Annotated in this window: 23 protein-coding genes; 3 read left to right on the top strand and 20 right to left on the bottom strand. The window is 62.9% G+C overall.

Going from position 1 to position 16,949, the window contains the following annotated elements:
* From F0184_RS18860 to F0184_RS18830, 7 genes are all read right to left on the bottom strand, one after another.
* Positions 1-371, bottom strand: a 371-nt coding sequence (locus tag F0184_RS18860) for a phage tail terminator protein (protein WP_150497766.1), incomplete at its 3' end; no start/stop codon positions are given.
* Entirely contained in the window at positions 368-964 is a 597-nt protein-coding gene (locus tag F0184_RS18855) for a phage virion morphogenesis protein (RefSeq protein ID WP_150497765.1), read from the bottom strand. The genes F0184_RS18860 and F0184_RS18855, both read right to left, overlap by 4 nt.
* A 10-nt stretch (positions 965-974) precedes the next feature.
* Positions 975-1,406 (bottom strand): gp436 family protein, encoded by a 432-nt coding sequence (locus tag F0184_RS18850; protein ID WP_172972166.1) that lies wholly within the window; start codon positions 1,404-1,406, stop codon positions 975-977.
* A gap of 228 nt (positions 1,407-1,634) precedes the next feature.
* Positions 1,635-1,856 carry an HI1506-related protein gene (locus F0184_RS18845; protein ID WP_150497763.1) on the bottom strand — a complete coding sequence of 74 codons (222 nt, stop codon included), beginning with the start codon at positions 1,854-1,856 and terminating at the stop codon, positions 1,635-1,637.
* 27 nt (positions 1,857-1,883) lie between these two features.
* A complete protein-coding gene (locus tag F0184_RS18840) occupies positions 1,884-2,780 on the bottom strand; it encodes a Mu-like prophage major head subunit gpT family protein (protein WP_150497762.1) in 897 nt (298 codons plus the stop codon).
* Between the two features lie 270 nt (positions 2,781-3,050).
* Positions 3,051-3,461, bottom strand: coding sequence for a hypothetical protein (locus F0184_RS18835; RefSeq protein WP_150497761.1), 411 nt, complete (start codon positions 3,459-3,461; stop codon positions 3,051-3,053).
* On the bottom strand, positions 3,458-4,510 hold the full coding sequence (locus F0184_RS18830; protein WP_150497760.1) for a phage protease: 1,053 nt from the start codon (positions 4,508-4,510) through the stop codon (positions 3,458-3,460). Before F0184_RS18830 ends, F0184_RS18835 begins: the two co-directional genes overlap by 4 nt.
* Positions 4,511-4,838: 328 nt before the next feature.
* Between F0184_RS18830 and F0184_RS18825 the strand changes: the two genes are divergently transcribed.
* From F0184_RS18825 to F0184_RS18815, 3 genes are read left to right on the top strand one after another with little or no spacing between them, the layout of a single operon-like run.
* Positions 4,839-5,858 (top strand): DNA-methyltransferase, encoded by a 1,020-nt coding sequence (locus F0184_RS18825; protein WP_150497759.1) that lies wholly within the window; start codon positions 4,839-4,841, stop codon positions 5,856-5,858.
* 3 nt (positions 5,859-5,861) lie between these two features.
* The gene (locus tag F0184_RS18820) at positions 5,862-7,490 is read left to right on the top strand and encodes an McrB family protein (RefSeq protein WP_150497758.1); all 1,629 of its coding nucleotides are present in this window, start codon (positions 5,862-5,864) and stop codon (positions 7,488-7,490) included.
* 14 nt (positions 7,491-7,504) lie between these two features.
* Positions 7,505-8,767: an McrC family protein gene (locus F0184_RS18815; protein ID WP_150497757.1), complete on the top strand. Its 1,263-nt coding sequence runs from the start codon at positions 7,505-7,507 to the stop codon at positions 8,765-8,767.
* A gap of 161 nt (positions 8,768-8,928) precedes the next feature.
* Here F0184_RS18815 and F0184_RS18810 read toward each other — a convergent pair whose 3' ends face one another.
* The 13 genes from F0184_RS18810 to F0184_RS18755 all read right to left on the bottom strand — a co-directional run bounded on the left by F0184_RS18810 (position 8,929) and on the right by F0184_RS18755 (position 16,946).
* Positions 8,929-9,717, bottom strand: a complete 789-nt coding sequence (locus F0184_RS18810; RefSeq protein WP_150497756.1) for a phage head morphogenesis protein — start codon at positions 9,715-9,717, stop codon at positions 8,929-8,931.
* Complete coding sequence (locus tag F0184_RS18805) at positions 9,714-11,294, bottom strand: DUF935 domain-containing protein (RefSeq protein ID WP_150497755.1); 1,581 nt, start codon at positions 11,292-11,294, stop codon at positions 9,714-9,716. Before F0184_RS18805 ends, F0184_RS18810 begins: the two co-directional genes overlap by 4 nt.
* Entirely contained in the window at positions 11,294-12,955 is a 1,662-nt protein-coding gene (locus tag F0184_RS18800; RefSeq protein WP_150497754.1) for a terminase large subunit domain-containing protein, read from the bottom strand. The genes F0184_RS18805 and F0184_RS18800 overlap by 1 nt, the downstream gene beginning before the upstream one ends.
* The gene (locus tag F0184_RS18795; protein ID WP_150497753.1) at positions 12,952-13,566 is read right to left on the bottom strand and encodes a DUF3486 family protein; all 615 of its coding nucleotides are present in this window, start codon (positions 13,564-13,566) and stop codon (positions 12,952-12,954) included. Before F0184_RS18795 ends, F0184_RS18800 begins: the two co-directional genes overlap by 4 nt.
* A 2-nt stretch (positions 13,567-13,568) precedes the next feature.
* Complete coding sequence (locus F0184_RS18790) at positions 13,569-13,865, bottom strand: VpaChn25_0724 family phage protein (RefSeq protein WP_150497752.1); 297 nt, start codon at positions 13,863-13,865, stop codon at positions 13,569-13,571.
* Positions 13,862-14,191 (bottom strand): DUF2730 family protein, encoded by a 330-nt coding sequence (locus F0184_RS18785; protein ID WP_150497751.1) that lies wholly within the window; start codon positions 14,189-14,191, stop codon positions 13,862-13,864. The genes F0184_RS18790 and F0184_RS18785 overlap by 4 nt, the downstream gene beginning before the upstream one ends.
* Positions 14,181-14,348, bottom strand: a complete 168-nt coding sequence (locus tag F0184_RS20635; protein ID WP_172972165.1) for a hypothetical protein — start codon at positions 14,346-14,348, stop codon at positions 14,181-14,183. Before F0184_RS20635 ends, F0184_RS18785 begins: the two co-directional genes overlap by 11 nt.
* A gap of 28 nt (positions 14,349-14,376) precedes the next feature.
* Positions 14,377-14,607, bottom strand: a complete 231-nt coding sequence (locus F0184_RS18780) for a hypothetical protein (protein ID WP_150497750.1) — start codon at positions 14,605-14,607, stop codon at positions 14,377-14,379.
* Between the two features lie 3 nt (positions 14,608-14,610).
* On the bottom strand, positions 14,611-14,838 hold the full coding sequence (locus F0184_RS18775) for a hypothetical protein (protein ID WP_150497749.1): 228 nt from the start codon (positions 14,836-14,838) through the stop codon (positions 14,611-14,613).
* A 12-nt stretch (positions 14,839-14,850) separates the two neighbouring features.
* A complete protein-coding gene (locus F0184_RS20630) occupies positions 14,851-15,519 on the bottom strand; it encodes a peptidoglycan-binding protein (RefSeq protein WP_172972164.1) in 669 nt (222 codons plus the stop codon).
* Between the two features lie 90 nt (positions 15,520-15,609).
* Positions 15,610-15,978, bottom strand: a complete 369-nt coding sequence (locus tag F0184_RS18765) for a helix-turn-helix domain-containing protein (RefSeq protein WP_150497748.1) — start codon at positions 15,976-15,978, stop codon at positions 15,610-15,612.
* Positions 15,975-16,628 (bottom strand): regulatory protein GemA, encoded by a 654-nt coding sequence (locus F0184_RS18760; RefSeq protein WP_150497747.1) that lies wholly within the window; start codon positions 16,626-16,628, stop codon positions 15,975-15,977. The genes F0184_RS18765 and F0184_RS18760 overlap by 4 nt, the downstream gene beginning before the upstream one ends.
* Before the next feature lie 9 nt (positions 16,629-16,637).
* Positions 16,638-16,946 carry a hypothetical protein gene (locus F0184_RS18755; protein ID WP_150497746.1) on the bottom strand — a complete coding sequence of 103 codons (309 nt, stop codon included), beginning with the start codon at positions 16,944-16,946 and terminating at the stop codon, positions 16,638-16,640.
* Positions 16,947-16,949 lie beyond the last annotated feature (3 nt).

The raw sequence follows: 16,949 nt of genomic DNA, 5'->3' as shown, positions 1-16,949 counted from the left end.
CCGCCGCGCACCTTCAAGAGTTCCCCGGAGACATGCTCCATCGGTTCCGCCGCACTGTCCGGCCGGAAGCCGATCAGCCTGGCCCGGACGAACGCCTTGAGCGCCTCGATGTCGTCCGCCACTGTTCCGCCCCGCGGATCGCCGAGATTTTCCAGCACCAGCACCACGGCGATATCGGTCTCGAGCCGCTGCAGCACCGGGCCGGTCATGCGCTCGTTCGCCCCGCTCGCCTCCTCGGCCACCATCACAAAGGCGGCCGGGGTCCGGGTGCGGCGCTGTTCTAGGACCGCCAGCCCCGCCGCACCGCCCACCACCCGGAACGGCGTTCCGGCATCATCAAGGCGGCCGATGATCACCTCGACCAGGCTCATGCCCTGCCCTCCCCGGCCGCAGCCTCAAAATGCGCCTCTGCCAGCGCCAGGATCTCCGCCCGGTCCGCGTCCGAAAACCCGAGATAGGGCCGCGCGGGAATGACAATCGTGCGCGTGCCATAGGTCACCGGCTTTTCGAAGGCCCGCTTGTGCGCCTTGCGGGCAAAGCGCAGGCGCCCGCCCACCTTGCGGAACCGGACCTTCCGCGATTGCGGATATTGGGTGATGGTCCCGCCGGTCTGATGGATTGCCGCATAGACCACATTCGTGCCGACCGCGGCCGTTTCCGGTGTCGTCTCCGAGGTGATCGAGGAAAAGAGCCTTGCGCTGTCGCGCAGGAGTTTTGGCGTCAGCGGCGCGTTGCCGCGCGATCTGCGCCGCGCCCTTTGCCGGGCCGTGCGCGGCGCATGCCGCGGCCAGGGCGTTCCATCCGGCCCGGTCTCACGCTCGAACCGGCGCTGGACGGAATAGAGCATGGCCGCGCCGATCTCCGCCATCAGGGCGGAGGTGTCGCCGCCCGCCCGCGCGACCCGGTCCAGCGCGGCGTTCACCTCCGCGTCCTCGATGGTCAGGGCCTGGCGCACTCCGCTCATCACAGCTTCCTTAAAACCCCGTCAGACTGTCCTTGGAAAACACCCGGTCCGGCCCGCGCACCTGGACCGTTCCGCCAGAGGGCTGCTCCGGGGCGAGGCCTTCCGCCTCCAGCTGGACCAGCCCCTTGACGACATCCTTCAGCCAGGCCACCGCATCCTCTTTGGCCTTGGCCACCGGATCGTCCTTGTCCATGGTCCGGCCATGCAATGTGGCCCGGGCGATGTCGCACACGATCCGGGTGAGCACCTCCGGCACCGGATCGAGCGGCAGCCGGTACCGCTTGGCAAGATAAGAATCGGCAAGGTTCTCGGCGTCGGAAAGATGCGCGGCAACAATGCCCGTGTCGATCGTGCTCGCCGGCCTATTGGTCCGGTCCGTCAGCTGGAACAGCTCGTCTTCCCCGAACCGGTCGATCAGGTCTTCAAGGACTGCGTAAGGCACGGCGTACCTTTCAAGAATGGCGAGAGGCGACCTTAAGTCCTTATGGGCCGGAGTGCCGTCAATCGCCCGAAAGCCGGATTGCGCGGGCGATGCTGGGGGCCTTGCGAGCCGTACCAGACCTCTCTCTGGGTATCTTTAGGTGCGGGCTTCCCACCCGCCTGAACGCCGGAACCCGGGTACCCGGGTCAAGTTGCGGTCGGGGCTCGGCGCCTTCCCCTTTTATGCTTGTCAAAGATCCTCGACCACCAGGTTCGGCTCGGCCTTCAGCACCGCGATCTCGGCGTCCGAGAACCGGCCCGCCCCATGTTCGACCGGTTCGGCCGGATGATGCACGCCGCAGCGCCGGAAGCCGTCCCTGGGCTTGGCCGTAATCCGCAGCACCGGTTTCGCCGCATCGGGTTCTGTGTCCGCAGCTTTTGGCGGGGCCTGTTTCGCTTTGGCCTGTGTCATGGATTGGTCCTTTCAAGATCGGCGGCGTCAGGCCAGCCACGGCACCATCATCATCTCGGCGGTGCCCGCCCAGGGGTTGGTCTCCCCGCCATTGACCAGCTGGCTTTGCAGCAAGCGCCGTCCGGCTTCTTCCAGCGACGGCGGCACGACCAGAAGATTGGGAACGATGGCCAGCGGCTTGCCGAAATCGGCCTTGAACTCCGCCATCGCCGCCCGGGCGGCCGCATAATTGGCGGCATTGAGGGTTTGCCTCGAGCCCCAGGCCATCTGCCAGAAACCGAAGCCGACATTCGCCCGGCCATCGAGGCCATAAAGGAACTGCTTCTTCATGAAAACGTTCTGGTCGTCTTCCCGGTCCATGCGGACCAGATTGCCGAACGCCTTGCGCTCCTGGTAGATCAGCGGTTTGAGCGCCTGGCGCACATCCAGGAGAAACCAGGGTGTGCCGGAGCCGCCATCGGTGTTGGCAACCGAAACGGCTTCACCATTGGCGTCCAGCACCGGATGGTCGGTGTCGAAGAAATACTGGCCGTCGTAACAGGGGGTCGAGAACCCGGCCTTCAGAAGCGGCCAGATCAGCTCGTCCGGAAAGGTGCCCGCGGCCATGCCAAGCTGCGAAAACAGCGGGGTATAGATACCGAGATTGTCGTCGGAAAAATCGTCCCGGTCGACCTCGACAGTCAGTTCGAACGGCCGGTTGCGGATCGAATAGCCGTGTTTGGCGAGCGAGTTGATCACCCGGTCGCCGATCCATTCCCGGAAGCGCGGGAACTTGCCCAGCCAGCCATATTCGTTCTCGCGCGTGGTCGAGGGCACGGTCGTCGCGATCCGGCCATACATCGAGGTCGCTTCCCGCAAGCCCGACTGGAACGCGGCATTGAAGCCCACATAGGCGGAGCGGAGCGTTTGCGTGTTGATGTCCATCTCAAAGGGACTCCATTGTCAGTGCGGATTTCCCGCCACTCATTCGGTCGTCATCCCCGGCCGCTCGCTGGCACACAGGCAGCTCCGAGGCTCGTCGGGGACAAGGGTATGGACCCCGGATCTCCGCTTCGCGTCGTCCGGGGTGACGCGCCGGGGCTGATGGGACCCGCGTGCCTTGATCCTTGCTCCATCGTCATCCCCGACTTGATCGGGGATCCATTCCGTTCCCTCTCCGCGCCAAACAAGCGGGGAAAGACGAATAAACCTGCCTCACCGCAAATCGACCCAGACGCCCTGGGGATCGACGTCGAACACCGTGCCCGCGGGCGACCGCGTGCCGGTGCCATCCGTCAGCGCCACGGTCTGGTCGTCCACGCCATAACAGGCCTGGCCGATATGGGCCGTGGTGATCTCGTCGGCGCCGGCGGAATTGGACAACCGGTAGATCCCGGCGCCCACCGTCACCGCGATGTCGCCGTCCGCGCCGGCGCTGTTGTCCGCCCGGGTCTCGCAGCGGCCGAGCGCGATCAGCCCGGTCGCGGTGGTCATCGGCACGGCGAACCCGTCCGCGCCGAGCGCCACAAGCGCGCCCGCATAAAGCGTCGCCCCGGCCTTCACGGGATGCTGGCGGCGGTCGCCGGAGCGTTCCGGCGTGCGCCGGTCTGTTGTCAAAGCCGTCATGGCTGCACCTCCTGGTCAGACCCGGCCCGGGCCGCGACAAAGGCCTCTTTGGACAGCCCCATCTGGCGCATGACCTGCCGGTCGGCCTCGGAGAGATCCGGGTCCCCGGCGTCTCTCGGCTTGGACCCCAGCTGCGTGGCGGTCAGAACCGGTGCCGTTGCGGTGAAGGCGGTGAATTTTTGAGGATCGGCCGTAGCAAGCTGCAGGCCCCAGTCCTTCAGCGCGGGGGCGAGCTTGCCCCCGGAAATGGCGGCCGTCACCAGGGCCTCGGCCTTGTCCGCGGCCAGCGAGGCCTGCAGGGCGGCAAGGTCTTGTTGAAGCGCGGTCACCTGGTCGATGGGAACGAATTGGGTCGGATCCGGCGCGCCTCTGTCGAACGCTGCCTGAACGGCGGCGACCAGGGCTGTGCCATCACTGCCCTCGGGCAGACCGGCCGCCGCACGGATCGCGGTTTGTGTGTCCTGCAGGGCGCGGAGCGCCGCAACGGCCTCAGCCTTCCCCGTGCCCGCGGCAAGGCCGAGGGCTTCGAGCAGTTCATCCATGGAACTATCCTTTTGCGTGAGATGCGCCCGCGCCGCGATGGCGGCAAGATCGATGGCGGGCAGATTGACCAGCGCCACATTCACAAGCCGCACAACCAGGCCTGAGCGGTCGGTCAGAAACACCGGCGAGAGATACCGGTATTCCCGGGCTGCCAGCGCTGTCCGCGCCGCCTCGGTCCAGGCGACCTGGCCATAGATCCCGTCCGCCCGCGCCTCGAAGTCCGAAATCCAGCCCGCGGCCTTGGCTGTGCCGCCAACGCCTTCAACAGCCGAAAACACCGCCTGGTGGTCATAGTCGACCATCATCTGGGTTTGCCCGAGATGGGCCTTGGTGCGGGCAATGATTGCTTGAAGCTGATCTGCGTCCCCGGCCGTGAACGGGCCACGCCCGTCGCGGGTGGAAAACGTGCCCGAAGGCAGCAGCTTGATCCAGGGATCGGCGCCCGCGTCAGGCGCGGCAACTGGATCGGCGGCGGTGATCAGAAAGGGGTCGGTTCGCTTGGACATGAGCGAACCTTGGGGGATGAGCGGGGATCAGACCATCCGGGCGGAGGCGTGGGGGAGGACGTTCATTATTGCGGGTCGATCACAAATGAAATCATAGATTGACGCGCCGCTCGCCTATTATAGGGTATGGGAAAATTGGCTAGTGATTCTAGATGGCACCGTTCGTTAATGCACTTATATCTGAAAAAGATATCAATTGATGTTCAATTCCGAAAGGTCGGCTGTGATGGGCTTTGATCAAAAGAATTTAACTGAGGTGATTTAATCCATCAGATGGAAATGAGTCGGAGGCATTTCTTTAACTGTCACGAGAGAGCATATTGCAATTATGGATACAAAGTCTTCAAACTCCAAGCATTCTACTATTGGCAACGATCCAGCAACTGATACGCAGAAAAGTTATGATCGTTTTGCATATGTGTCGAAGGCTGGACACTTTGCGGGGTTAATGCATGGGGACTCCGCGACTATGCTCAAATCGCTACCCAATAACGTTTTCAATGTTGCCGTCACTTCACCGCCTTATTTTTGGGTGCGCGATTACGGATATGATGACCAACTCGGACACGAAGAAACAGTCGACGACTATGTTGATGCACTTATGGGTGTGTTTGATGAAGTCAAACGTACCCTCCATCCCGAAGGCGTATTCTTCCTGAATATTGGCGACACGTACTATTCTGGGAACGGGCAGCCCCACGGCAGCGATCCAAAATGCTCATCCCGCAACTTCTTTCGCAAGAAGGTCCGTCCCGTTGACGTGAGCGGATGGGATATCCCTAAGAAGAGTATGATCGGCATTCCCTGGAAAGTTGCTTTCGAAATGCAGCAACGTGGCTGGACGCTTCGCAGTTCGATCATTTGGAACCGCTGCAATGCATTTGTTGAGCCGACCGCGCGGGATAGGCCATATCGGCAATACGAATTCGTCTTCATGTTTTCCAAATCGCGCTTTTACAGCTTTGATCGCTCCAAGCTAGTTGAGGAGGATGTCTGGAATATCCCTATCGAACGTAATCGGCGCGCTAAGCACAATGCCGCTTTCCCTTCGGAGCTTGTACGGCGCTGCGTCGAGGTTGCAAGCCCCCCTAACGGCCATGTTCTCGATCCTTTTGTAGGTAGCGGCACGTCCGTACTGACTTCGATGGCCCATCACCGCAATGTTGTCGGGATCGATATGGGTGATGACTATATCGACTACGTTCAGGGTGCTATCGAGAGCGAAGGATACCATTCCTCGTCATGGGGTGACCTTGTCGAAAGCCTGCAAAAACCGTCACCGCTTTGGGACGAGTGGGCTGGCAACAGACAGAACTTCCGCAAACCAGGGACAGCAAAAAAAGTATAGATCGTGCAGTACTTTGATATTCCAACAATCAAAACGTCAATTGAGGCTCTTCAAGAGATCAGTGCGAATTGGCTGATACCCGCTTTTGTTTTTGCTGCCAACGATGTCGGCCCCGCCCACTTCGTCGATATGTCCAAAAATCTCGGCACCGATCACTTTCTCGACCGCTATTTTAACGCTAAACTTGTCGGAGTTGATGCTTACCCCTCGGGCCACAACCTTCTTCGCCCTCGCCTGAAGGGCATCAAGTGGAAGAGCGGAAACTTCGCTGGCGACTACATGATCCGCCAAGACACGAAGATGTGGGGCAACCTCTTCTCCAGTCGCGGCTACCGCGAGATGCGGCTGAAAGGATATATTGAAGGCGAGAAGACAACCGTGCGCCTCACGGCTGACTTCCAGCCCGCGCTCGAAAGTGAAATCCCCGAAACGTTTGATTTTGAAGACTTCATGGTCTGGCTCTTTGCCTTCAACGGCTTTCCAGACGAGATCGAGAACTGGCAAGCCCTGTACGATCATTTACTCCAGACCGAACTCAGACTTCAGGATTTTCAACCGCCCTACAAGGGCAGGTTCAAACTGAACCCGGAGCGCTCTTGGCCTAGCACACTGAATGCTCGGCCTACTGATGCTTCCTTCATCAAACAACTCGCGCCCAAACTTTCGGCCTATATCGCCGCACCGCCAGCCCCCACAGAGCCCGAGGACGATCCCGCAAAGAAGGGTATTATGAGCGGCGATGATGCGATCTTGTCCGTTATCCTCAACGCCATCAACAAAAATACGAGCCACTCCTTCCTTCTCGCAGGACCGCCAGGCACGGGTAAGACCAAATACGCGCATGATATCGCCGATTTCCTTACAGGCGGCGATGAAAACCGCGTGCTGTTCCTCCAGTTTCATCCTGCCTTCGGCTACGATGATTTCGTCGAAGGGTTCCGTCCCGTCGAGGCCCAGGACGAAGACGGCGAAGCCAAGAGTGTTACCTACAAGCTCGACCCGCGCCACTTCCTGAATTTTGCGGAGCGGGCAAAAACAGATGGCGACAACAAATACGTGCTAGTCATTGACGAGCTGAATCGTGGCGATGTCGCGCGCATCTTCGGCGAGCTTCTTACCTATCTTGAACTCGATTACCGCGAGAAGGAGTTCACGCTCGCAATCTCAGGCAAGAAGACAAAGCTGCCCCGCAACTTAATCGTTCTGGCCACGGCTAATCCGTTCGACCGCTCTGTCACCGATCTCGACGATGCGCTCTTGCGTCGCTTCATCGTGATCATGATGGAGCCCGACAAGCCGTTCCTTCAAAAGTACCTCAAAGACAAGGGTGTTGAGGAACGAGTGCTGTCACGGGTCTTGCGCCTGTTCGATATCCTGAATGAGTCCTTCCCCGCTGGCTTTGGCCATACAAATTTCCTTCATGTTCGCACCATTGAAGATTTGGCAGATGTATGGGAAGGGCGTGTCAAGCTCGGCTTGCAGCGGACCTTGTTCCATGATCGCCAGAGATTCAACGCCATCAAGGAAACCGTCGATGAGCTTTTCGAAATCGACGAAGCAGCCGAGGCGGCGGGTGATGATAATGACGGTGACGATGGGGCTGCCGAAGGCGAAGCAACCGCTGAAGGCTAGGGCAGGCAGGATTGATGCCACTTCCTGAGACACGCATCGTCGAAGTCGAAGAACGCGGCAGACGCTACTTCGCACGCAGTGAGCTTGTTGACCATCGCGGGCATTCGCTAATTCTGCCCGAAACCCGCGAGCTCAAGGCTCTCGAATTCAAGGACGTTGCCGATGGTGTGAACCTCATGGCACTCGGGCTCATAGGCTATTTGCCTCTGACCAGCTCGATCACACTCAACATCGTCCCCAAGTTTCCGATTGAGAACCTCTGGACGATGCTAGAAATAGGCGGGGAGACATACGATCGTATTCTCCCGACAATCAGGCGGTATCAGACCACAGACAAGCCTGCGCCGATCCAACTTCTTGCGCGAAGCTTCTGTCACTACCTGCGGGACGCACTCTCAGCAGGGCTCGAGCGAAGCTACTATCCGCGCACCGTCGACGGGTTCTACAAGCCGCGTGTCGAGTTCGGCCAAACGATTAGCCGTTATCTCTCAAGAGGTAATCCCATCGACACCGTTTCCAGCGTTTTTGAGTTCGGGCTCGACAGCCCCGTGAACCAGATTATCAAAGCCGCTTGTCTGCGCTTTGCGCGGATTATTCCACCGACCAAATCCTGGGATGAAGAACGCCGTCTCATTCAGATCGCTCTCGATACCCTGCGCCGCGTCAATGAGCGCGAACCGACTGGGCAGGACTTCTTCCTCGATGATACCGTCTCGCTCAGGCTACGGGGCAACTATGAAGGCTTGCTCCGTGTCTATCAGCTCTTGCTGACAGGCGGTGGCATCGCCTTCACCTTCGAACCAAGCGGGAAGGAGCTGCCATCCTTCCTCTTCGACCTTGAAGACATTTTCGAGCGATTCATTCGAAAGACCTTTATCGATGCGCTTCGCGAACAAAAGATCACAGTGCTCGATGGCAACAAACACCAAGGCAGGCTGTTCGAGGACAACAAGACGTATCCGACGAAGCCTGACCTGATATTTCGGCGCGGTAGGAAAAACGTGATCGGTCTCGGCGAAGTTAAGTACAAGCCCAAGATAAAGGAATCTGACCGATACCAAATCATTAGTCACGTTACTGCGGCCAATGCGCCATTCGGCATTCTTTTCTCGCCAACGAACGAGGGCGAAAGCCAGCGGATGGAGCGGATCGGACGTCTCGCGACTGGCGCACAGTTTTATCACTATCGAATTGATGTCAGAGGAGATCTGATATCCGCGCAGGCAAAAATGCTAGCAGATATCCGACCGTTATTGGAAAACTCTACACAAGGCTGATCGCGCTTTGGATTTCGCCGCTATGCGAATATCCCTCGTATTAGTTACTGCCCATTACTCACAATTCCCCCGTTAAACACCCCTTAAACACCCCCACAGCGCCGCGCGGTTCTTTTCCGCCCCATCCTGCGCTTTCGCACCCTACGCGCCCCAGCGGCGCTTTATGGCGCTTGTCCCAAATCCGGCCCGCCACGGCTTTCCAGCCGCCGCACCGTCTCGGTATGCCCGGCCTTCCCGGGATTGTAATCCCAGCCCGGATCGATCCCCTCCGGCACCAGCCGCACCTCTCCGGTCCGCTTGTTCGTCCAGGGAAGCAAGGAAACTGCGGGCGGCGCGAACCGCAGCGCCCCACCCTCGGCCTGAAGCCGTTCGATGTCGGCGTCTGACAGGCTCTGCAGTGTGCAGCGGCAGTTCCAGCCATTGGGCGGCGCGTGCGTGTCCCACAAGGCATGATCCACGGGCAGCACCAGATTGTGCAGCTTCAAGTGCTGCGGCCGGGTCAGCCCGTCCTGGACGGCGACATAGCGGAGATAAGGCCGCCGGGCCTTGGTGCGCTCGAACGCCGCCCAGTGCCCGGCCGCATAGGACACCCGCATGTTGACCTCGAAGATGGTCCGGAGCCGCCGCAAGGACCCCAGCCGGACCTTGACCGGCTCGCCGGTGAGCGGATCCACCTCGACCGCCTCCCCCCACCACCCTTTTTGAACGAGGACCGGTTTCAGGCGGCGGGAAAAGCTGTCCAGGGTTTCGCCGTTTTCGAGGGCGTTCAAGACGGCATTGAAAATGTCTTCCAGGATCGAATGCCCCGCGGATTTCGCCACCGTGAACATGGCCGCATGATCCTCGGCATACACATCTTGCCAGGCGAAGGACGGATGGAGCCGCCCGCCGCGGGCCTGAAGCGCCCGGATGGCATCGCGGGGCGGCAGCGGGGTCAGGTCCACGCTCACCTGAGATCCTCATCCGCTTCCCCGGAAATCCGCGCGGCAAACGCGGCTTGCGCCAGCGTGTCGGTAAAGGCCGCAAGTCCCATGAATTCGGCCCGGCGCCGGATGATCGCCCGCACCTCCTCCAGTGTCTCGGCCCCGCCGATCTCGGCGTCCAGCCCGTCAACCACCGGCCCCACCAGCCTTTCCCAGCCCTCGTCGAGCAGCCCATCCACTGCCCGCTCAACGGCGTCAGGAGGCGCGGCCACAGGCCCTGTCCGGAACGCTTGCGCCCGTAATGGCTCAGATTTGGCTGGAGGTGTTGGTTGGTCCGGCGTTTGCGGGTCTTGCTGGGCTGGCGCCCCCAAAACCTCCTCGTCCGGATCGGGATCGGGCAGGCCGAGATGATCGCGCAGGGTCGACATGCCGACCTTCAGCCCGAGCGGCACGAGCTTGGCGACATTCTCCACCAGCTCGGTCACATCCACCTCGTCCGGCCGGCCGATCCGGATCGCCGGATAGGCTTTCTGGGGTCCGAGGTTCAGATCGATCAGCGGGCGGACCAGATCGCGGTTGAGACTGGCGGCGAGCTGGCGGGCGTCCGCCTCCTCGATGTCGGCGCGCACCTCGTCATGCACCTTGCCGACCGCATGGCCACCGGCAATCGCATCCGTCGTTCCGGTCTGGCCGAGCACCAGCTTGGAGATCTGCCGGTCGAGCCAGTCGGCGCGCCGTTCATAGAGATCGAGCGAGCCGGTGAGTTTCGCCTCGATGAAGTCGATCGCCATGGTTTCCGGCACGATCGCGGCATAATCCGACGCGATCCCGGCGACCGCCTGCATCAGCTTCTGTTTGTCGTCTTCCGTCGCGCCCGGTCCGAACTTGCCGAGCCGCAAGGGCTGGCCATAGCTTTCACAAAAGATCGCCCAGTCCTTCAAGGTGAAGGCCTTGAACAGGAACGACCAGGCCGCGCCCCGCGCCAGCCCGCCGCGGATCGGCAGGCCGGACTTGGCCTTGGCGGTGTGCACGATCCAGCCGAAGGGTTTGAGCGGCTCGTCGGTCTGGACCCCGCGCAACAAGAGACGCTCCGGATCGTCCCGGTCAAAGCGGAACCAGCGCGGATCGCGCCACTTGAACGCCTTTGGCCGCCATTCGCCCTCGGACGTGTCCCAGAGGATTTCCGTGGCGGAAAACCCCTTGCCGACCGCGTCCAGAATATCGATCAGCTCATCGCGGAACCGGTCGCGTTCCGTGACCTCGCGGATCAGATCGGCCGCGGCCACATCCATTGCCGCATCGCTGGCCGCCTCGACCGTGATCTCCAGCCCCGCCACCTGGCGTTTGCGGGTGCCCAGCACCCCGGCATAATGTTCGTTGCGCTCTTCCATGTCCTCGGCGAGCGCCAGATAGGGCTCCGGATCGCCATCGATCGAATCCCGCAGGATCCGCGCCAGGCGCTGCGGCGTCAAACCGCTCGCCGGATGGAACGTATCGTTCCGGCGCACGGCCCTGAGCTCGGCCCCCGCCTGCTCGGTCTTGAGCGACCGTGCCGAGATGGACCGGCCATGCATGTCCACCAATCCGGTGTGTTTAGGTGCCATCACCACAGCCCTTTCCGCCGGGATCCGGCCAGTCTGAAGGCCCCGTCGAGGCTGTCCCGGTCCTCCGCCCCGCGCTCCTCGAACCGCGACGGGCTGTGCGGCACGGGCTCATAGCCGAATTCCCGCCATTGCATCCGGCTGGCAAAATGCGCCAGCGCCAGCGCGATGGCATAATCGCCGTGACGCTTCTTGCCCTTTTCGCCTTCACGGACGGGCGGCACGCGCGGAATGCCCCGGATCAGTTTGACGGCGCGCAGGTCGCTCAGGTGATCCGCGTCCCGGCCCAGAAACAGCGTTTCGTCCTCGAAGGCGGCTTTCAGCGGCGGCATTTCCAGCCGGTACCAGGTTTCGGAAAAATGGACGGCCATCACCAGCCCGGCGCCCTCCGGATCTTCGCGCAGGCCAAACCGCCGACCCATGTCCTCGGCGACCGTCCAGCCCATGCCGGTGGCGTCGAACGCCGCGCCGACAAGCCGGGTTTGAACGGCGGATAAAACGGCTTTGACAATGGCCTTTTGTTCCTCGCCCGGCACGCCCCTGAGTTCAAAGGAGAGCACCTCGCGGCGGGTAAGCCGCTTGTCGATCGAAAGCAGGCAGCCGACGGTCAGATCCGACACCCGCCCGAAATCGAAGCCGAAGGCATAAAGCGGGGATAGGTCGAGATCCTCCAGCACCGCCTCGAGCGCGTCGCGGAACGGCGCCACCAAAATCCTTTGGGCCAGCCGGTCAAGATGCAGAAAGTCCCGGGGCAGATCGAGCCGCAGCACCGGGGCATCGGCGGTCATCCGCGCTTCGATGAGGGGAGCTGCGAGCCAGGTGCCCGAGCCCATGGCCGGAATGCAGAACAGTTCCTCGTCCGCGCCCTCGCCGTAAAAATCGATGATGTCCTGCCGGAACGCGGCCTCGCCTTCCGGGCTCCACGCCCGGCCCTGCACCAGGCAGATCCGCTCATAAAGCCCGTCCTTGAGCGCATCGTCCAGATCCACGCGCAGATGGGCGTATTTCGAGCGGCCGGCCAGAATGTCCTGAACGGCGATGTTGAACGGATTGTCGCTGCCGTCATGGGTGGAACAGACCACCACCTGCCCGCCCCACATCAAAAAGGCGAGCGCGGCCTTCAATAGTTCGGCAAGTTGATCGACGAACGCCGCCTCGTCGATGATCACGACGCCCTGCTTGCCGCGGAGCGAACGGGGCGCCGACGACAGCGCCAGGATTTCAAAGCCGGAGGCAAACCGGATCCGGAAGGCCTGGATGTGCCTTGTCTCTGCCGGGTCGGCCGGGTCGGTGTCCTCGAACAGGAACTCGTCCTCGGAGAGTGCCGCCACCGCATAGGCCCTTGCCCACATGGCGCAGGCATCGATGAACTCGCGGGTCATTTCCTGGGAATAGGAGATATACATGGCGTCCATGCCGCCGGCGGATTTTTCCCGGGCCGCGCGCAGCACCGCGTAGGACGCCAGCCCCCAGGTCATGCCGATCCGCCGGGACTTTTCGATAAAGAGCACCCGGATGGCTGTCGATTCCAGCAGGCCGACGGCCCTCGACTGATAGCCAAGCAGCACATTCGGCAGGCCGACCTGGTCCGCGATCCGGTCGATGGCCGTCATCGACGCCCGGCGCAGCTCCGTCCAGTCGGCTTTTGTGAGCGGGGAACTCATGCCGCCCCCTCCCCCGGTTTGGCAACGCCCAGGATCTGCGCCTTGATCGCCTCGGCCGTGTCCGCGCTCAGGCCTTTCACCTTCGCCACCCGGTCGACGGCCTTTTCCGTCCGTCTGGCAAAATCGCTTTCCACCTTCTGGCGCCGCTGGGTCGAGACGCCTTGCGCCTGCGCCGCGGCCCGAAGCGCCCCGGCGAGATTGAGCGCGCCTTTCGGGTCGATCCCGCTTTCGCCCGCGTCCGTCAGCACCTCGAAGACCAGCGTCTTGATCGCCTCGGCCGCGATCAGCGTCAGATCGTCGGACGCCTGCGCATCGAATTTTTCCGCGATACTGGCGGCGATCGCCCGCGTGTCCTCCAGCCGCCGGGTCAAGGTCGCGAGCTTGATCGCATAGCGGTTGAAGGCGGAAAAGGAGGGAATGGCAAAGTCCAGTTCGCCGCGATGCTCGCGCTGAAGCACCTCCAGTTTCAGAAAGAACTCCTCATAGATCTCCTTCTGGGTCTGGTCGCGGGATCGCAACTCATTCGCGGCCCAGGCAATCACCGGATCGCAGGCCGGTGGCAGCTGCTCGATGGCGGACAGGCGCCCCCGCCCCTTCTTGACCCGTCCCATGGTCAGGTCCCGGGCGAGGGTTTGAGCACACCGTCCAGCAGCGCCCGGCGTTCCACATGATCAAGGCCGGGGCCAAGCAACTCGGCCACCAGGACCGACCCAGCGGCAGACAGGCGCACCGCGCCCAGGTTTTCCAGGCGGCTCAGCTGCGTGCGCACATAATCGCGGGGCTTCGTGTGCCCGAAGCTTTCCAGGATCTTCTGGATCAGGGTCTCGTTGAGCCGGTGGTCGGTCTCGCCCGCCAGAGCTTTCAGGATGATCAGGCGGCAATCGGCCGCCGCATGGTCGGCATAGCTCATCGGCTCGATTCCTTCATCAGATAGTCCTCCACCCGGTGCACGGTGCGCGAGACGCCCGACAGGCTTTCATCGAGCCGCCCGACCGTGCCGCGCAGTTCCGCCAGCGCCAGTTTCAGCTCCAGCACATCGTCCTTGGCGGGCAGATGGGACAGCTCGCTTTCGGCCGCCTGGATCCGCCGGTCCAGCTCGATCAGCTTCTGGTCGACCGCTTTCAGATGTTCCGAATTCACCTTCACCCGGGAGGTCAGCCAGGAATGCACGATGGCGCCGAGCGACAGGAGCACGGCGATCAGGCTCGCCCAGTCTTTCAAGGTCTCAGGGAGCATGGCCGGGATGTCCGGCAGGCGGGCCGCACAGCGCCCGCCATTTGGCGTTCAGCACCTTTACCTGTTCGATGGTGCCGTCCGTGTCCTTGAGCGACCAGCGGATCGGATCAACGGTCCCGCACAGGAGAACCGGCCGGAGACCGGATTTTTCAAGCACGGTCACCCCGCCCTGACGGTCCGCCGGTTTAATCCCTCCGGAACCCGTCATCGTCACGCAGCCGGTCAGGATGAGCGTCAAGCTCAGCGCGCACAGCCCCTTCCGCGGCCCTTGCCCGTTCAAGCGCATGGGCGGCCTCCGTCAGGCTTTGCGCCACCGCCTCCGCCCGGCCGGCCGCCAGCAGCCGCCGGGTCCGCACGGTCGCGGCGATTTCGGCAAGGAAGGCGCTGAGCGCCTTGAGAACGGCGAGCCATCCCATGCCTCACCGGATTTTTTGCCGGGCCGTCACCCGGCCATAGATGGCCAGCAGCGCGCCCGCGATCACCGCCAGGCTGTCCCAGGCGGCAAAGATCCGGTCCGTCAGGCCTGTCAGCTCCGCCTGGTCGGCCGCCGTGATCTCGATCCCGAACAGTCCGGCTAGCGCGCCAAGCACGGCCACAGCCGCGCCCCAGAAGGTCTTGGACCTGAACAGCGGTTTGGTGTCAGTCATTGAAAGCTCCTTTCAATCGGGCCTCACCCGGCGTTTGAGGGCAAGGCGCAGGGCGCGGGCACTGACCGGTCCGAAGATCCCGTCCACGGCAAGGCCCGCGAAGGCTTGGAACGCCTTGACGGCACGGCGCGTTTGCGGCCCGAAGACCCCGTCCTGGACGAGCGCGAAGCCGAGGCGCGAAAGACTGTCCTGCAGGGTGCGGACCGCCGCGCCCCGGTCCCCGATGGCCAGAACCCTGGAGGCCCGCGTCTCGGCCCGTTCGCTCACATCGGGCGGCGCGGCGGCCCGTGCCGGATTGGCGGATTTGGGATAGGTTGACCAGGGCAGCTGGAAATGCGGGCCGTCAAAGAAAGAGGCCCAGTCGCCTCCCCACTCCAGCGGCACGCCCAGATCGCGGGCCGCCTCCTTCATGGCATCGGCGATCCGGTAATAAAGCGGCACTTCCCAGGAGACCCGGGTGCCGATCATCGCCATCAGGTCGACCGCGTGGCCGGACAAATGCCTTGAGTTGAGGGTCTTGGACGCGCCCCGGTTCACAAGCTGGCGCTGGCGGGCAAGGCTGCGCACGCCCTCGATCACCTGGAACGGCTGGGAGGTGGTCGCGGCGGCCCGTTCCACCACCCGCACAAGATCGGGATGGACGCCGTCAAGGCGTTTGAGGCTGCGCGCGGTCAATGTCATGGCTCGGTCCCGGTTCGTCAAACTCATGGGAAAACCGTGCCGGAAGGACCGCGAAAACATCACCCACGCGGGAGCCCGGATGATCAGGGATCAGGTGTCGAACAGGGAGAGTTGAGTACGGTCGCGCGCCCGGGCCGCCCAGCGGCGGACCGTGGTCTGGTCCACATGGAGCAGCCGGGCGATCGCCGCCTTGGACTTGCCCTCCCGTTCCAGGACCGCGGCCAGCCAGGGCTTGGGGATCGGCACGCGCACGATGCCGGGGCCAAGGTGTTCGGCCAGCATGGCCGCTTTGTCCGGGCCGGTCAATTCCACCACCATGGAGCGATCCGGGCGCCGGGGCAGATAGAGTTCCGAGCCGCCAAAGGCCAGAAAGAACCGGATCGCCAGCGCCTCGCCAAGCACCTCCACATAAGGCGCGATATGGGCCGGGGGCGCGAAAGGAGCGGACGGCGGGCTCATGGGCGCCTGGTCCCCCGTGCGCCCCGGCGCACCAGCGTCGCCCGGTACAGCGTGCCAAGCTCCCGGTGTACCGCGATCCAGTCGGCGCCGTTCAAGCGCTCCGGATCGCCATGGCCGAACGTGTCGATCAGATAGCCGGTCAGCGTGCTGGAGGGCGCCGCCTGCACAGCGGCAAGCTTGGACCAGACATGCAGGACCACCTGGAACTGCGGATTGTTGTAGATCGCGGGCAGGCCCTTCTCGATCCGGAACAGGCCGGGATTGGCGGTCTTGCGGCGGATCCAGTCCTTCAGCGCCTCGATCGCCTTGTCCGCGTCCTTCGGGTCGCGCAGGAACCGGTCGCTGTCGAGCCCGGTCTGGCGTTTGAGAAAGGCCCGCATGGCCTCCGGCGCACGGGTGTCGATCACGCCCAGCCAGTAGCCGGTGCACCACAACGCCCGGAGTTTGCGCGCATAGGCGCTGCGGTCCGCCGCCAGCTCCAGAACCGGTCCTTGAAGACGCATCAAGGCCCGGATGACTGCCTGCCGCTCGCGGGGACTCAGCGCGCGGGCCGAGCGCTTGCCGGTCTCCCGTTCCAGAAGATCGCGATAGGCATCGTCATCGAGACCGGCCTGTTTCTTGAGAATGTGGATGCGTGCAAGGTCGCTCATGGGCGGTCCTCAATCGTCGCGGTAGGGCAGCCAGCGGCAGCGCACCGGGGGCTCAGGCATATCCGGCGGCACCGGGGATTCCGGTGCCGCCTGGCGCTGTTCATCGCCCTTTGGCGCGCGCGTGGCCGCCGCCAGTTCCCGGCGGAGCAGTTCGGTCGTGGCCGCTTTAAGGTCTCCTGTCAGCCCGGACAGGCGGTGGAGCCGGTAGCGCCGGCGCTCGGCTTCCCGCAGAAGCCGCGCCCGGGCCGAGCGCAGGGCCTCCGTCTCCGCGAAGTCGGGAGCGGGTGGGTGGGACGAGGGGGATCCGGGCCGGGTCATGGA

The sequence above is a fragment of the Roseibium aquae genome, from assembly GCF_008711285.1.
Taxonomy (GTDB): domain Bacteria; phylum Pseudomonadota; class Alphaproteobacteria; order Rhizobiales; family Stappiaceae; genus Roseibium; species Roseibium aquae.
This window is presented reverse-complemented; position numbering and strand designations above follow the sequence as displayed.

Excerpts from the sequence above, each read along its gene's own strand:
- F0184_RS18855 (WP_150497765.1), bottom strand. The coding sequence starts at position 964 with ATGAGCGGAGTGCGCCAGGCCCTGACCATCGAGGACGCGGAGGTGAAC.
- F0184_RS18845 (WP_150497763.1), bottom strand. The coding sequence starts at position 1,856 with ATGACACAGGCCAAAGCGAAACAGGCCCCGCCAAAAGCTGCGGACACA.
- F0184_RS18840 (WP_150497762.1), bottom strand. The coding sequence starts at position 2,780 with ATGGACATCAACACGCAAACGCTCCGCTCCGCCTATGTGGGCTTCAAT.
- F0184_RS18835 (WP_150497761.1), bottom strand. The coding sequence starts at position 3,461 with ATGACGGCTTTGACAACAGACCGGCGCACGCCGGAACGCTCCGGCGAC.
- F0184_RS18830 (WP_150497760.1), bottom strand. The coding sequence starts at position 4,510 with ATGTCCAAGCGAACCGACCCCTTTCTGATCACCGCCGCCGATCCAGTT.
- F0184_RS18825 (WP_150497759.1), top strand. The coding sequence starts at position 4,839 with ATGGATACAAAGTCTTCAAACTCCAAGCATTCTACTATTGGCAACGAT.
- F0184_RS18815 (WP_150497757.1), top strand. The coding sequence starts at position 7,505 with ATGCCACTTCCTGAGACACGCATCGTCGAAGTCGAAGAACGCGGCAGA.
- F0184_RS18805 (WP_150497755.1), bottom strand. The coding sequence starts at position 11,294 with ATGGCACCTAAACACACCGGATTGGTGGACATGCATGGCCGGTCCATC.
- F0184_RS18800 (WP_150497754.1), bottom strand. The coding sequence starts at position 12,955 with ATGAGTTCCCCGCTCACAAAAGCCGACTGGACGGAGCTGCGCCGGGCG.
- F0184_RS18795 (WP_150497753.1), bottom strand. The coding sequence starts at position 13,566 with ATGGGACGGGTCAAGAAGGGGCGGGGGCGCCTGTCCGCCATCGAGCAG.
- F0184_RS18790 (WP_150497752.1), bottom strand. The coding sequence starts at position 13,865 with ATGAGCTATGCCGACCATGCGGCGGCCGATTGCCGCCTGATCATCCTG.
- F0184_RS18785 (WP_150497751.1), bottom strand. The coding sequence starts at position 14,191 with ATGCTCCCTGAGACCTTGAAAGACTGGGCGAGCCTGATCGCCGTGCTC.
- F0184_RS18780 (WP_150497750.1), bottom strand. The coding sequence starts at position 14,607 with ATGGGATGGCTCGCCGTTCTCAAGGCGCTCAGCGCCTTCCTTGCCGAA.
- F0184_RS18775 (WP_150497749.1), bottom strand. The coding sequence starts at position 14,838 with ATGACTGACACCAAACCGCTGTTCAGGTCCAAGACCTTCTGGGGCGCG.
- F0184_RS20630 (WP_172972164.1), bottom strand. The coding sequence starts at position 15,519 with ATGACATTGACCGCGCGCAGCCTCAAACGCCTTGACGGCGTCCATCCC.
- F0184_RS18765 (WP_150497748.1), bottom strand. The coding sequence starts at position 15,978 with ATGAGCCCGCCGTCCGCTCCTTTCGCGCCCCCGGCCCATATCGCGCCT.
- F0184_RS18760 (WP_150497747.1), bottom strand. The coding sequence starts at position 16,628 with ATGAGCGACCTTGCACGCATCCACATTCTCAAGAAACAGGCCGGTCTC.
- F0184_RS18755 (WP_150497746.1), bottom strand. The coding sequence starts at position 16,946 with ATGACCCGGCCCGGATCCCCCTCGTCCCACCCACCCGCTCCCGACTTC.